Origin of the sequence: Pedobacter sp. BS3 (assembly GCF_008274585.1) — a bacterium.
Lineage (GTDB): Bacteria > Bacteroidota > Bacteroidia > Sphingobacteriales > Sphingobacteriaceae > Hufsiella_A.
In genome coordinates this window covers 142407-157715 of the sequence record NZ_VTRT01000001.1, presented here as the reverse complement: position 1 = coordinate 157715, position 15309 = coordinate 142407, and the positions used below count along the sequence as shown (strand labels likewise).

Sequence of the window (15309 nt, the reverse complement as noted above, 5' to 3'; positions counted from 1 at the left end):
ATATCATGAAGATCTTAATGGTTTGTTTAGGCAACATCTGCCGGTCGCCGCTGGCACATGGTATTATGGAGCACGAAGCCCGTAAAGCAGGTTTAGACTGGGAAGTCGATTCGGCAGGTACCAGCCACTGGCACGTCGGCGAAGCACCCGACAGGCGCTCTACTGCCATAGCAAAACAATACGGACTGGATATTTCCGGGCAATGCTGCCGGCAGATCAGCGTAAGTGATTTTGACGAGTATGATCGCATTTACGTGATGGATAAAAGCAATTATACCGATGTATTAAGCCTGGCCCGGAATCAGCACGACCGGGAGAAGGTGTATCTGCTCTTAGGCGATAAAGCCGTGCCCGATCCTTACTACGACAACAGCCTGTTTGAACCTGTTTTCCGGATGATCGAAGCCGGATGTAAAAAAATCATTGAAGAAGAGCTGCAAAAATCCGCTCGACGGGATTGATTTGTAATTCCGTCGCTGATAATGCCAGATTTGTAATTTGTATTCCTTATACAAAAATCATCCGGGCTGTTACCCGGATTATAAATCCGGGGTTAAATCTATCGGGATTGCAAATCCCGATAAGCATGAAGATATAGATTCAGGTTAAACTAACTCTTGCGATTTCGCGTAAGCTCTTTAACCTGCTTTATCAGCCGGATTTTCAGTAAGATCAGCATGGCCAGCAGAAATACAATGCCAGCCATAACCGGGTACTCCTGGTGTTTAAATGCCCATACCAGGCACACAATAAGCACAAAAATGCCTATGTTATAAATAATATTTAACAGAAACTTTAAACCCATTAGTGCTTGAACATTCAGGCTACCGGGATAGGCCTTTTGATTTGTCGCAAAATATAAGCTGGCCTGTCGTTTGGCCTTTTTGACTTTTGATTTTTTAATTTTGACTTACGTTAGTAAACCTGCATTTCAGGGTCAAAAGCCGCTTTCCAGGCCAGGATACCACCTTTTAAATTGTACAGGTTTTCGTAGCCCAGCTGTTGCTCCAGCTGGTTAATGGCCGAAGCGCTGCGTGCACCGCTGCGGCATTGAATAATCACCGGTTTATCGGTAGCAATCTTATCCGATTCGATCAATATACCGGCTAACGGAATATTCTCACCGCCAAGGTTAGACATTTCATATTCAAAAGGCTCACGCACATCGATCAGCTGAAAGTCTTCCTGGTTATCTATTTTCTCTTTGAGTTCTTCAACAGTAATCTCTTTCATAAAAAAATATTTTTCCAAAGGTATTAATATCGCTTATAAAAGCGAAACAACAGCCTGATAATGTGTAATTGTGCAAAAAAATTTACCGGGCTGTAACAACAAATCAAACCGGACGTTTATTAATAGATTACGGCTTTGCCGATATTTGTTTCCCGATGAAAAAAATTACTGATTTCTTTTGGTTCTGCTCCGGAGCTCATATTGATACCTTAAGAAAATATCCTACCGACCATAATAAATATGTAGGCATTGGTGCCACCATATTTTTTACCGCATTGTTTGCATCGCTTTCCGGCGGATATGCCATGTACTTTGTGTTTGCCGGCAACCCGGCGGCCGTAGTATTCGCCTTCTTTTTTGGTATCATCTGGGGATTGGCCATTTTCAATATGGACCGCTATATCGTGTCAAGCATCAGCAAAACCGGAACCAGTAACCAACAGATTGGCCTGGCGCTGCCACGGGTATTACTGGCTATTATGATCGGAATTGTAATTTCCAGGCCGTTGGAATTAAAGATATTCGATAAAGAAATCCGCGAAAAGCTCAAAGTAAGCTACCTCAACGGACAGCACTCGCGTATTGATACGCTGAACAAAACATTTGAGCAGAAATATTCCATCGAATTAAGCAAAATTGCCGAGCTGAAAGCCGAGCAGGATTCGCTGGTGCAGGATATCAATCACTCACGTTATGTATTAAACCAGGAGGTTTTTGGCGATAAAACCAATCAGACGTCGGGTATAACCGGTTATGGAACCTATGCCAAACAGAAAGAGGCTGTACTTAACCAGAAGGAAGACAGGCTGAAAGCCGTACGTGCGGAAATAGACCGGCTTGAAAAATTTATTGATAATCGTAAGGATTTTGATGGTCTGTCGTCGCAGCGGATGTTTAGCGGAAAACAATTAGACAGCCTGGTGAACGTTGCCGGTTTTGCCGACCGTAACTGGGCGCTGGGGCAGCTCAAATTCCGTGAAGACGGCTCCCGCGATCTGGATACGTACCTGGCCATATCGTTTATCGGCATGCTGTTCATCCTGTTTGAGTGTTTGCCGGTATTTGTCAAGCTGATGAGCCCGAAGGGAGCTTACGACGTAGCGCTGCAAAATGTGGAAGAAGCGGCTATACACAGCTCATTTAAAGAACGGGATGCGGATGTGGCTGTAGCCGATGGGGTGCAGGACACGCATATAGAAACCGAGATTGCCCGCAAAAAGCAGCAGATCAAAGCCCGGCTAAGCGTAGCAGGTGAGCCGGATTGATTGATTTACTTTCCTGGCATCTTTCTTTTCAAACAAAATGGTAATTTCACTTGCTGAATAGCAAGTAGGACTCAAATTACTATGAAAAGAACGTTTATTATTGTTACACTGCTTGCCTTATTGGGTTCATGCGCCGTACAAAAGCCGTCCGGACAGGTAAGTAATAAGGATGTAGAGCGTATTATCCGTACGCTTTCTGCCGATAACATGCAGGGACGTGGCATATCTACTCCGGGAATAGAAAAAGCGGCTGCCTTTATTGCAGACGAGTTCAAAAAAATTGGCTTACAATCGCTTAACGGTACAAAAGATTTCAGGCAGGCGTTTACCATCACACAAATTAAGCCGGCTACAACCGAAGTGATCATAGACGGCAATCAGGTAGACGACCAAAACGTACTGATAATAACCGACCGGACGGGCATCAATTGGAATACAGATCCAGGTGTAGAGATACAGCATATTGAAGCCGGTCAAAGCTTTTTTAACCGCTACCGCGAGATCATCCGTTCAGAGAAACAAGTGCTGGTATTTGTTGATGAGCAGTTTGCCAGCGGCTTTAACCACATCCGCGAAAGCGTCATGAACGGGCATCTTACCAACGAGGTAAAAAAAGGTGCCGCTGTTTTTTTATTGGGCGTACATCAGGCTAAATCATTTCGTGTAAATTTCACTAATAAAACCGAACGAATAGCTTTGGCGAATATAGCCGGAATGCTGCCGGGTAAATCCAGGGAAAAAGAACTGGTTATTTTTTCGGCGCATTATGACCATCTGGGTATTATTGAACCCGTACAGGGCGACTCTATTGCCAACGGTGCCGACGATGATGCTTCGGGAGTTACGGCGGTCATTTCTTTAGCTAAATATTATAAAAAGCTGAACAACAACGAGCGTACGCTGATCTTTGTGGCCTTTACGGCCGAAGAGCTGGGCGGCATCGGGTCTGAATATTTCTCGTCGCAGCTTAACCCGGACGATGTAATAGCTATGTTCAATATTGAGATGATCGGTAAGGAATCGAAATTTGGAAAGAACTCAGCGTTTATAACCGGCTACGATAAATCTGATTTCGGACAGATCCTGCAAAAGAACCTGGCCGGTACCGATTTTAAATTCTACCCTGATCCATACCCCGAACAAAACCTGTTTTACCGCAGCGACAATGCCACACTGGCGGCCTTAGGTGTTCCGGCACACACCATCTCAACCGACCAGATCGATAAAGACAAACTTTACCATACGGTTGACGATGAGCTTGAAACGCTGGATATAAAAAACATCACCGCTACTATCGAAGCCATAGGTTTGAGCGCCCGCAGCATTGTAGCCGGAACAGATACGCCCCGGCGAATTCCCAAATTGAAGTGAATGATAGCCTCATCCTCTTGCTTTTACTTTCCCGAAACACTTTCGGGCGGACCTAAATAGCTTGGTTTTAGATCGCCCAGGTTGATCACTATTTTCTGAAGCACTACGCCGGGGTCTACCATCCAGTAGCGCAATACATGCCGCCCTGGTTTCAGCCGGTTATGTACCGATTTAAGTATTTTAATATTATCGGCTACCGATTGCTTCCAGGCTTCCTCCGAATTATCGGCGTGAATATTGATGACCCGGGGCTTTTCATCATCAATGGAAATGGCATAATGTAAGCCGCCCGAAGCAGTAAAATCAATAGATGGCGAAATGTAAGCCTGAACTTCGGTTGCAGATGTGCTATCGGGCACAAAAAACCGGTACTCCAGGCAAGGGCTTCCGGTTTGCGGCAATTGTTTTGAGGCTGTTACGGGAAAAGGCGTTATTCCTGCACAGGTACGGCCATAACCGGGCAAAATTTTCCAGAATATACCCTTAGCAGTAATTGCTTTTGTAAAATGTGCCGCTTCTATGGATACATATCCGTTAGCAGCCAAAAATTCATTCTTAGCCAGTGTTACCGGCCGGTTATCGGCCACGGCATAAACAATAACCTGCTTATTTTCAGGGCCTGTTATAGTAATGGGTACAGTAAATTTGCCTGCCGGCATTTTTTCCCAATTTACGCTGATACTTATTTGTTGCGTTTTATCAACCTTTCCGGATGCGGGACTAACCAGCAGCCAGCTTTTTCCGGCGGTTACAGAAAAATTAAACGGTATGCTGCCTTTATTAAACAAGGTAATACGGCGGGATGATGTATCATACCGGTTTAACATGGGTAATACCGGTTTATGCTGACTTTGCGGCCAGGTATCTTCAGAGCCTTCCAGGCTGATGCCCATATCTGCTACGGCAGGAACGGTAATTTCTGTTACCTGAGGCATGGTATTATATGGCGGTTGCTGCCAGTAAGTGTACCCGATATGCGTTTGATCCATCATGTGATTCCATTTTCCCGAGGCAAGCGCTGTATTATAGTAACGTGTTATCAGCGAATCCTTATTGTATAATTGCCTGGCTTTTGCGGCAAGATCATTGGTTTCTGCACGTCCCTGTTTAGCATAAAGCCTGTTCTTTGCAACCGTTACATACAATTCATTCAGATTGGCACATGCTTCAACAGGATGCAATACCAGTTGGTAAAAAGCATCGCGATAAGCGGCCGGAAGCTGCCTGTAAATGGTTAATGCTTTTTGCTCTAAAGCTTTGTAATCATTAACCACGGTTTCGGCTTCACGGTAGTTTATCAGGCTATACGTATCCGGCGAAAGCAGCTCAGGTTTCCGGCGCCCGTTATATTTGGTATATGCCGAAACTATGGCGGCAATTTCGTTAGTATAGCTATTGCCAAATTCCCGGCGGGCCCACAAGCGGGTGTAGTCTTCTAAACGTTCGGCCGGCCATTTCTCCGGCGACCAGGCATAGTCCAGGAAAAACTCGGTCGGGAACTCCATAGGTTTTATATCGCCCACGTTAACCAGCCAGATGGTAGTAGCCTTATAGCGGTAAGCCAGGTGCATTTGCTCCCACACTTTAGTGATGGGGTTGGTATTAAGCCATTTATAGTTCCGCGGATCACCTACATAATCAAAATGATAATAAATACCATAGCCCCCCGCCCGGGGTCTATCGCCGGATTTGGGCAATTTCCGGATATTGCCCCAGTTATCATCGCACAATAACAAGGTTACATCGTCGGGCACACGCATACCTTTATCATAATAATCCTGAACCTCTTTATACAGCGCCCAAAGCTGAGGTATTGCCGATGGCTCTTTGCCGGTTTCTTCTTTCAGTATTTGCCGCTGGTCTTTTACAATTCTTTCCAGCAGGGCTGTGGCCGTTCCTTCGGTCATGGGTTCATCGCCATCGCCACGCATACCAATGGTAACAATGTTCTCGTAACCGTTCATCCGCCTGATGCCTTGTCTCCAGAACTCCTGTAAGTTTTTTTCATTTTCTGCATAATTCCATTTACCCGAACCATAACGACGCCACTCATCATGCGCCCTTACCATAGGCTCATGATGCGATGTTCCCATCACGATACCATATTCGTCGGCAACTTTGGGGTTAAGCGGGTCGTCGTCGTTAAAGGCGCTGCCCCACATGGCCGGCCAAAGGTAATTGCCCTTTAACCGTAAAATAAGCTCGAAAACTTTAGCGTAAAATTTATGATTGAAACCGCCAAATTTCTCTTTTGCCCATCCCGAAAGTGCCGGGGCTTCATCGTTAATAAATATTCCACGGTACTTTACCGCAGGCTCTCCCAGCGTATGCTTTCCGGGCAATACGTACAAGGCGCTGTGTTTTTTTACCGGAACATCGGCCCACCAGTACCAGGGCGAAACACCGATCCGGGCAGACAGGTCATACAATCCATAGATGGTTCCCCGTTTATCGCTTCCGGCAATTACAAGCGCTTTTTCTACGCCCGGCATCGGATGGATGACAGTTTGAATAATAAACGTTTCCCATTTGCCCGAAAGTCCGCTTGCATCCAGCTTTTTTTGCAGCACCAGCTTGTCAATAAGCGGACTTTTGCCTAATGTGCCAATGAGTACTGCCTGTTTTACAGTGGGAATATGGAGCGTATCTAATAAGGGTTTGCTTCCGGTAACCTGATAAATATCATTTTGCAAATCGCGGGCGGCACGTACCACACCATAAAAATCGGCGGTACTGACAAATAATGGGGTTGCCTTTCCGGCAGCCACAAGCGCAAACCGGCCTTTGCCATCCTGGTAAGTAATGTAAGAGCTATCATCAATAGCCCATGATCTGGTGCTTATCAGGATTAAACCTGCAAGCAGCATATTTTTTAGTTGTTTGCCTGTTATCATCATGATCTAAAATGTTATAACATCCTGGTATGCTTGTTTCCTACGCAGGTTCTGGTCAAATAACAGCGGATAATTTTTTCTTCCCGGTACCGGATAGTTATCCAGCCAGGTATGACGGTCGGATATATTCCAGAATGTAACGCCGGTTATTATGTTTTTATATTTTCTGAACATATCAAAGATCATTTTATATTGTTCCCGTTGCCTTTCCTCCAGTTCGGGGGTGAAGGAATCCTGTTCGCCGGGCCTGCGTGAGCGCATATTCTTCTCCCAGGGATAAACCGATACATCCAGTTCCGTTATCTGAACTTTTAGTCCTAACGAGGCGTATTTTTCAATAGCTGTTTGCAGCTCGCCGGCCGATGGTTCGAAAATAGACCAATGCGCCTGCAAACCAACGCCTGTTATAGGTACACCCTGATCAACCAACTGCTTAAGTAGCCGGTAAACACGTTCACGCTTCTCAGGACGCTCAGTATTATAATCGTTATAAAATAACAGGGCCTGCGGATCGGCCTCATGGGCATATTCAAAAGCTTTGGCAATAAACTCATCGCCGCATATTTTGTACCACGCCGAATTACGCAGAAATTTTGTGCTGTCGTCATCTATGGCTTCATTCACCACATCCCAGGCATAAATTTTTCCTTTATACCGTTTCACTACCGTATAAATATGATCTTTTAATCGCTGCAAAAGCACCTCCTTGCTTACGGTATCGCCTTGCGAATCGGTGAAAAGCCAGGCAGGGGTTTGCTCATGCCAGCACAAATTATGTCCGCGTACCTTTAACCCGTGCCTTTGTGCAAAGTTTACTATTGAATCGGCATCTTTCCAGTAATAACGGTTTTCTTCGGGATGAATCGGGCCCATTTTCATGGCATTCTCGGGAGTTATACTGTTAAACTCACGGATTATCAACGATGCTTCATTGCCGTTTAAATTTCCCGGAGCAACAGCTACTCCTACCGGCAAGTAGTTTTTATAATAATCTTTCAGCCCTGCCTTTTGAGCAAAGGTTGTCAGGGGTAAAAATATAAGCAGTAAAATACTCCTGAAACGCCTTATTTGTTCTAACGTTTGCATACTATTTGCATATTTACTTACGGAATTTAATAATCCGTTTGTAACCTGTTTCAGGTATGATATTAACACGTTTAATGACACTGGATGCATTTTTTAGTGAATATAATAGTTTGGTTAGTTATTCAGAATTCCTTATCTGCAAAGGATTACCAAAGCCAAGATAGGGATAATTAAAACAATAAATGCAATCGATTGCATTTATTGTTTTATTACCTGATATTTGAGTAATTAACCAAATGAAGGATACCTGAGAAAGCGCAATAGTTTGTTACGATGATAAGGTTCCGGCAAGTTCTTATGCGAAGCATTGAGAACAACGTAACCTGAATTAACAGATGTGTTCTTTACAAGTATCTTCATTAAACAGTGAACCTTTTAATTAAACCTGCTTACCCATGATGATTACCATGTATCAAAAAGTAATTACCAGCCTGCTTTTGTTGTGCACTTTATTTGTGGCCAAAGCGCAGCCTCCGGCTGTGTACCGGGATGCCTCAAAACCTATTGACGTTCGTGTACATGATCTGATAAGCCGTTTAACACTTGAAGAGAAGATACACCAGATGATGAACGCCAGTCCGGCCATTCCCCGGCTAAATATTCCGGCTTACGACTGGTGGAACGAGGCTCTGCACGGCGTTGGCCGCTCGGGTGTAGCTACCATATTTCCGCAAGCCATTGGCCTGAGCGCTACCTTTGATGACGGATTAATTAAAAAGGTATCTTCTGCTATCTCCGACGAAGCCCGTGCTATGTATAATGCCGCTCAAAAAGAAGGTTATCATAATCGCTATGGCGGCCTCACGTTCTGGACACCCAATATCAATATTTTTCGCGATCCACGTTGGGGAAGAGGACAGGAAACTTACGGTGAAGACCCGCTGCTTACTTCGCGGATGGGCGTAGCTTTTGTAAAGGGCCTGCAGGGCGAAGACCCCGATCATTTAAAAGTTGCTGCATGCGCCAAGCACTATGCCGTGCACAGCGGGCCCGAAAAGCTCCGGCATACGTTTAACGCCGAGGCTTCGGCGAAGGATCTTCGTGAAACCTATCTTCCGGCGTTCCATGCCCTGGTAAATGCCGGCGTTGAAGCTGTAATGTGTGCTTATAACCGTACCAACGGCGAGGCCTGCTGCGGTAATACATTCCTGCTACAGGATGTTTTGCGTGACGAATGGGGTTTTAAAGGTCATGTAGTTACCGATTGTGGTGCTATTGCCGATTTTTACGAAGGCCATCACGTAGTGCCCGGCAAACCGGAAGCGGTAGCTTTGGCTGTAAAACGTGGTGTTGACCTTAACTGCGGCGATGAGTTTGCCGCCTTATCAGAGGCTGTTCAGAAAAAACTTATCACCGAAAAAGAAATAGACAGCGCCCTGGCTAACCTGCTGCGCACCCGCTTTAAGCTCGGCATGTTTGATACAGAAGCTACCGGCCCGTATGCCAACATCCCGGTAACGGTAATTAACAGCGCAGAGCACAGGGCACTGGCAAAAGAAGCAGCCTTAAAATCTATTGTACTATTAAAAAATAATGGTGTATTGCCGTTAAAGCGTAATTTACCTAAATATTATGTTACGGGGCCAAATGCAGCTACTATTGATGCGCTTATTGGCAATTATTATGGTATTAATCCGCAAATGTCTACCATTCTGGAAGGCCTGGCATCGGGCATAGAACCCGGCAGCCAGATGCAATATAAGCCGGGTATTTTGCTGGACAGGCCCAATGTAAATCCTATTGACTGGACAACCGGCGATGCCAAACAGTGCGACGTAACTTTTGTGGTTATGGGCATTACCGGACTGTTGGAAGGAGAGGAAGGTGAGTCTATCGCTTCGTCTCATGCCGGGGATCGCCTGGATTATAACCTGCCACAAAACCAGATCGATTTTCTGAAAAAGCTTCGCGAAGGCAATAAAAATAAAATAGTGGCCATTATAACCGGTGGTAGTCCAATGAACCTGGCCGAAGTGCATGAGCTTGCCGATGCTGTACTCTTAGCCTGGTATCCTGGCGAAGAAGGCGGAAATGCCATTGCTGACATCATTTTCGGTAAAAGATCGCCGTCGGGACGGCTGCCCGTAACTTTTCCGAGATCATTGGATCAGCTCCCGCCATACGAGGATTATTCTATGAAGGGTCGCACGTACCGGTACATGACCGCCGAACCGCTTTACCCGTTTGGATACGGTCTTAGCTATACCACATTCAATTATGCAGCTATAAAATTATCAGCTCAGAAAGTGAAGCGCAATACACCGGTTAATATACAGTTCACGCTAAGCAATACCGGTAAAATGGATGGCGACGAGGTGGTACAGTTATATATTACAGCTCCCGACGGTGGTGTGAAGTCGCCTGTATTTGCGCTTAAAGATTTTAAACGTGTTAGCCTGAAGGCCGGCGAAAGCACAACGGTAGCTTTCACTATTACGCCCGATATGATGAAGACGATCAATGACCGCGGCGAAAGTGTACTGCAAAAAGGCACCTATACGGTTAGCCTGGCCGGTGCCGCTCCGCTAAACAGGAGTACGGCACTTGGGGCTGCCAGAGGAAAGCCGGTAAGTTTTACAGTGAACTGATATCAGGGTATGGACAATCGCAGAAAAGCGCTTATATCTGCATATTTTACATTAGGCGGGACTGTCATGACCATAAAATTCATCTCAGCCTTAAACTTAAGCCAGTGAAGGTGGCTGTTGCACAACTGGACTTTTATAATGAAAAGGTAAGCCGCAGCAGTGCAATCTCAATGAAAAGTGGATAATTGAGCAGTCTAACTTTAAATATTCAAATAAGTAATCTTAACCTTGCGCCAGGCTGTGTAGAAGGCTTAACTTAACAGCATTCGTATCTTCACGAAGCTCAGCCCGGGGGTGATATAGCGGCACACTAACGTTTTTTCAACGACGATTCCCGTATAATAAGCTCAGACCGCAGGACAATTTTACCGGTTTGCTGAAGATCAGACTGGTTATCAAGATAACTGGTGAGCAGCCGGGCGGTTATCTCACCCATTTCATAGCCCTTATAATTGATGGTGGTTAAATGCGGTTCAACCACTGCAGCCATAGCGTCATTATTAAAGCCCGCTACTGCTATATCCTGCGGTATTTGTATCCCGCTTTTTTTTAGCTGTAGCATAAGCCCCACTGCACAGGCATCGTTTGCTACAAATATACCATCAGGTGGTTCCGGCAATTGCATGAAGGTATCGGCAGCGACATGGCCTTCTGATAAGCTGAGGTTATTAATCACCAGGTACTTTTCATGAAACGGGATATTATAATCGGCCAGAGCCTGCAAAAAGCCATTGTACCGTTCGGCATATACATTACGCAATAAATTGCCGGTAACATGAGCCAGCTTTTTACAACCCTGTTCAATAAGATGAACTGTAAGTTCATAGCCGGCCTTATAGTTATCTATGGTAATGTTAGGGCAAAGTTTGTGCTCAATCACCCGGTCAAAGAAAATAACCGGTATGCCTTTATTCAGAAAGGGAATAAAATGGTCAATAGAAGAAGTATCGTACGCCAGCGATACCAGGAGGCCGTCTACGCGATTGGTAAACATGGTTTTGGTGCCGGATATCTCTTTGCTCATGGTTTCCAGCGACTGGCTGATGAGCAGGTTATAAGCTGTTTGATTAACTACGCTTTCAATACCGGCAATTACATCGGCCATAAAGCTGCTGTTTAACCGGGGCACAATAACCCCGATAGTATTGCTGCGACGCATACGCAGGTTGCTGGCAGAAGCATTAAACCGGTAACCCATCTGCTCGGCCGTTTTCAATATCTTTTTCTTGGTTTCTTTACTGATGGCAGGATGATCTTTCAGTCCCCGGCTTACGGTGGTGGCAGAAATACGGAGTGCATGAGCAATATCATAAATCGTAATATCTCTATCCTTTTTCATACAATCGATTGCATTTTTTAATATGGGTTAAAACAAATTTAACTGAACATAAATAAAAAAATAATAAAAAATTTTATGCAATCGATTGCATTTATGAAAATAACTCTTTACTTTTATCCTAACCAATTAATTAACATACCCCCGGGGTTCTAAAAAAGTAATTCCAGGGAGACACATTTTAAACCTTAATTAATCAGCTATGATGCACCTTCATTACGTATGCATGTTGTTAAGAGCCAGGCTTCGGTACAGCATAAGCATTAAAAAAACAGGATTTTATAAGATCTGTCCGGCAGGATATACCCGGTAAAGGACTGTTTATTTTCCAAATTAATAACCAACCAGTATTATGAGAGAAAAAAATACCAAACCAAAAGCAGCCGTATCGGTGAAGAACAAGATATGGCGTAATGTATTATCATTTTTGATAATAGCACTTATCCAGGGATCATTTATCCAGGAACTTTATGCACAGCGAAAAATGGTTAAAGGGCGTGTTACCGACGAAACCGGTGAACCTTTAATTGGAGCGTCGGTATTGGTTAAGACCACAAAAGTCGGTGTTTCAACCGATACAGATGGAAACTATATCATTAGCGCACCCTCTTCTGCCATACTTGTATTTTCTTACCTCGGCTATGTGAGTAAGGAAGTTGCAGTAGGCGACCAAAATGTGATTGATGTACGTCTTGCTGCTGCAAAAAATTCGCTGGAGGAAGTAGTGGTAGTGGGTTACGGAACCCAGCGGCGTAAAGATGTTACCGGCTCCATCGTGTCGGTAAAGGGAGAAACGTTAAAAGAAGTCCCTACAGCTAACCTTCAACAAGCCCTGCAAGGGCGGGCTGCCGGCTTAGAAGTACAAACTATTGGTACCCGTCCCGGTGCGGGCGCTCAGATCAGGATACGCGGAGAACGCTCTATCAATGGATCCAATGATCCTTTAATTGTTTTGGATGGTGTGCCCTACTCCGGTACAATGAATGATATTAATCCGGACATCATAGAATCGGTAGATGTGCTGAAAGATGGTTCGGCTACTGCTATTTATGGATCGAGAGGTTCTAATGGCGTGATCTTAATTACGTCTAAACGCGGAAGTGCAGGCGAAACAAGGGTTTCATTAAGCACTTACTATGGCATAAGCACTCCCGAAGGCAAATACCCGGTATTCAACGCCACCCAATACCGTGCTTTAAGAGACCTCTCCACTTTTGTTGGAGGATATCAGCCCGAAGAGCTTGAAGGAATAGCCATTGGAAGAAATACAGACTGGCAGGAGCTGATGTATAAAGATGGTTATATGACGGATAACAATCTGACTATTTCCGGTGGTAGTGCACAAGGCAGGTTTTCTGTTGGAGGCGGTTACTTTAAACAAACTGCCGTGTTGCCGGGGCAGGATTTTGGCCGTTATTCATTACGTGCTGCAGGAGATTTTAATATCGGTAAACGAATAAAAGTGAGCCTTACCAGCCTGAACAATGCAAGTGTTACCCATGGGTCGCAGTTTGGCATCAACACGTTCCCGATTTTGTCGCTCAGCCCGCTGATGCCGGCTTATAATGCCGATGGCACTATTAACAAAAAACCCGCCGGTAATATCGACGAAAAGAACAGTGCCTATAACCCCTTGCTGCTGTATCAAGATAAAAATAGCTGGGTAGACCAGGTTCGCCGGTATCGTACATTTAACAACATAACCGGCCAGTATGAAATTATTGATGGTCTGAAATATATCTTCACAGCCGGCCTTGATTTTAGCCAGGAAGAGGGCGACCAGTTCCGCGGAACCGACAGCTATTTCAGACCGGGCTCATACAATACTGCCAGTGTAAATAACAGCGTTGCCTATAACTACTTAATACAAAACATGGTTACGTACGACAAGACCTTTGCGAAAAAGCATCGTCTGTCGTTAACCGGCTTATATAGTTTAGAACAAAATCATGCACATAATACATCGGTGCAGAAAGATTCTATCACTGCCGATTTTAACCAGTTTTATAACCTGGGATTATCTGCCGTTACTCCTGTTGCTGTGCTCAACGGCTCAGAACAGTCGTCGGCGCTGATCTCTTATATGCTGCGGGCCAATTATGTGTATGATGACAGGTATATGATCACTGTTACCGGCAGACGCGATGGCTCATCCCGCCTGGGCGAGGGCAACAAATGGCACCAGTACCCTGCCGTAGCAGCAGGCTGGAGCATTCATAATGAATCGTTCATGAAAAATATACGGGCCATATCAGCATTGAAATTAAGAGTGGGGTATGCTGAAACTTCCAACCAGGCCGTAGCCGTTTATTCTACACTTGGAGGTGTAAGCTCAGGCCCACGCTATAATTTCGGCGAAGACCAGGAAGTTGGTTACTACATTAACAGGATAGTTGATCCTAACCTGGACTGGGAATATACCCGTACCATTAATTTAGGGCTCGATTTCGGGATATTGAACAACCGTGTAACCGGAACTATAGACTGGTACAAAGCCAGAACCAATAAACTATTGTACGGTATAACCCTGCCTCCAACATCAGGTATTGAATCACAGTTCTTAACCAATGTGGGTAAAATGGCTAATCATGGTCTGGAGGTGTCCTTATCAAGTGTTAACATAAAAAATAGCAGAGGTTTTAACTGGAATACCGATCTGAATTTCTTCTTTAACCGGAATAAGCTGCTTAAGATCAATGGCAATATAGACCGGTTACTGAACAACCAGCTGTTTGTTGGATACCCGTTAACTGTGATCTATGATTACAAGAAACTCGGAATATGGCAGCTGGATGAAGCTGCCGAAGCTGCTGCTTATGGCGCTGTGCCCGGGCAGATCAAGCTGGAAGATAACAACGGAATAGATCCGTCTACAGGACTGGAAACCCATCAGCCTGACGGCAAGATTGACCAATACGATAAAAAGGTTATTGGCAGCGGAGAAGCAAAGATCCAGGGAGGTATAACTAACCGTTTCAGCTATAAAGGATTTGATCTGTCGTTTGTGGCTTATGCCCGCTTTGGAGGAACGCTGATCAGCCAGATACATCAGCCTTTGGCAGGTTATCTCACGGTATTAGACGGTCGCCGGAATGCGTTGGCCGTTAATTACTGGACACCTACCAACCCTACTAATGATTTCCCGATGCCCCAGGCTCAATTCAGTCCTCAAACAGATGCGTGGACCACATTAGGCTATTATGATGCCAGTTTTATAAAGATCAGAAGTATCAATTTCGGGTACAACCTTAGCAATACCTTAGCCAAAAAAATACACGCACAGTCCTTACGATTTTATGTAACAGCCCAGAATCCGTTTATTTTATATTCACCTTATGTAAAAGCAGGCGGGCTTGATCCGGAACCAACCGGAACCGGTAACCAGGGTGTATCCAATCCGGGTAATATTGCTTCCCGTGCTTTAACCATCGGAACATCGTACCCACCTACCCGTTCATTCATGTTTGGTATCAACGCCACGTTTTAATTACCGGACTTAACTAAGGAATACGTTAATTTTTATACAAAAAGCTTAC

At 44.9% G+C, this 15309-nt stretch carries 10 protein-coding genes; 5 read left to right on the top strand and 5 right to left on the bottom strand.

The window, feature by feature from the left end; all coding sequences use genetic code 11:
- Positions 1 to 5 precede the first annotated feature (5 nt).
- A complete protein-coding gene (locus tag FW774_RS00600; protein ID WP_149346227.1) occupies positions 6 to 461 on the top strand; it encodes a low molecular weight protein-tyrosine-phosphatase in 456 nt (151 codons plus the stop codon).
- Between the two features lie 149 nt (positions 462 to 610).
- Here the strand turns inward: FW774_RS00600 and FW774_RS00595 are convergent, their stop codons facing one another.
- Together FW774_RS00595 and FW774_RS00590 are read right to left on the bottom strand one after the other, a co-directional pair.
- Complete coding sequence (locus tag FW774_RS00595) at positions 611 to 805, bottom strand: DUF6358 family protein (protein WP_149346226.1); 195 nt, start codon at positions 803 to 805, stop codon at positions 611 to 613.
- 110 nt (positions 806 to 915) lie between these two features.
- On the bottom strand, positions 916 to 1233 hold the full coding sequence (locus tag FW774_RS00590) for a rhodanese-like domain-containing protein (RefSeq protein WP_149346225.1): 318 nt from the start codon (positions 1231 to 1233) through the stop codon (positions 916 to 918).
- A gap of 155 nt (positions 1234 to 1388) precedes the next feature.
- Between FW774_RS00590 and FW774_RS00585 the strand changes: the two genes are divergently transcribed.
- Positions 1389 to 2498, top strand: a complete 1110-nt coding sequence (locus FW774_RS00585) for a DUF4407 domain-containing protein (protein WP_149346224.1) — start codon at positions 1389 to 1391, stop codon at positions 2496 to 2498.
- An 81-nt stretch (positions 2499 to 2579) separates the two neighbouring features.
- Positions 2580 to 3869, top strand: a complete 1290-nt coding sequence (locus FW774_RS00580; protein ID WP_149346223.1) for a M20/M25/M40 family metallo-hydrolase — start codon at positions 2580 to 2582, stop codon at positions 3867 to 3869.
- Between the two features lie 23 nt (positions 3870 to 3892).
- On the opposite strand, the gene FW774_RS00575 is transcribed toward FW774_RS00580, so the two are convergent.
- Both FW774_RS00575 and FW774_RS00570 read right to left on the bottom strand, forming a co-directional pair.
- Positions 3893 to 6766: a glycosyl hydrolase 115 family protein gene (locus FW774_RS00575; protein ID WP_317132749.1), complete on the bottom strand. Its 2874-nt coding sequence runs from the start codon at positions 6764 to 6766 to the stop codon at positions 3893 to 3895.
- A gap of 3 nt (positions 6767 to 6769) precedes the next feature.
- A complete protein-coding gene (locus FW774_RS00570) occupies positions 6770 to 7849 on the bottom strand; it encodes an endo-1,4-beta-xylanase (protein WP_149346222.1) in 1080 nt (359 codons plus the stop codon).
- Between the two features lie 395 nt (positions 7850 to 8244).
- Between FW774_RS00570 and FW774_RS00565 the strand changes: the two genes are divergently transcribed.
- Entirely contained in the window at positions 8245 to 10437 is a 2193-nt protein-coding gene (locus tag FW774_RS00565) for a glycoside hydrolase family 3 C-terminal domain-containing protein (RefSeq protein WP_242457663.1), read from the top strand.
- Positions 10438 to 10747: 310 nt separating this feature from the next.
- Here FW774_RS00565 and FW774_RS00560 read toward each other — a convergent pair whose 3' ends face one another.
- On the bottom strand, positions 10748 to 11776 hold the full coding sequence (locus FW774_RS00560) for a LacI family DNA-binding transcriptional regulator (protein ID WP_149346221.1): 1029 nt from the start codon (positions 11774 to 11776) through the stop codon (positions 10748 to 10750).
- 349 nt (positions 11777 to 12125) lie between these two features.
- Between FW774_RS00560 and FW774_RS00555 the strand changes: the two genes are divergently transcribed.
- Positions 12126 to 15260 carry a SusC/RagA family TonB-linked outer membrane protein gene (locus tag FW774_RS00555; protein ID WP_149346220.1) on the top strand — a complete coding sequence of 1045 codons (3135 nt, stop codon included), beginning with the start codon at positions 12126 to 12128 and terminating at the stop codon, positions 15258 to 15260.
- The last annotated feature ends 49 nt before the right edge of the window (positions 15261 to 15309 follow it).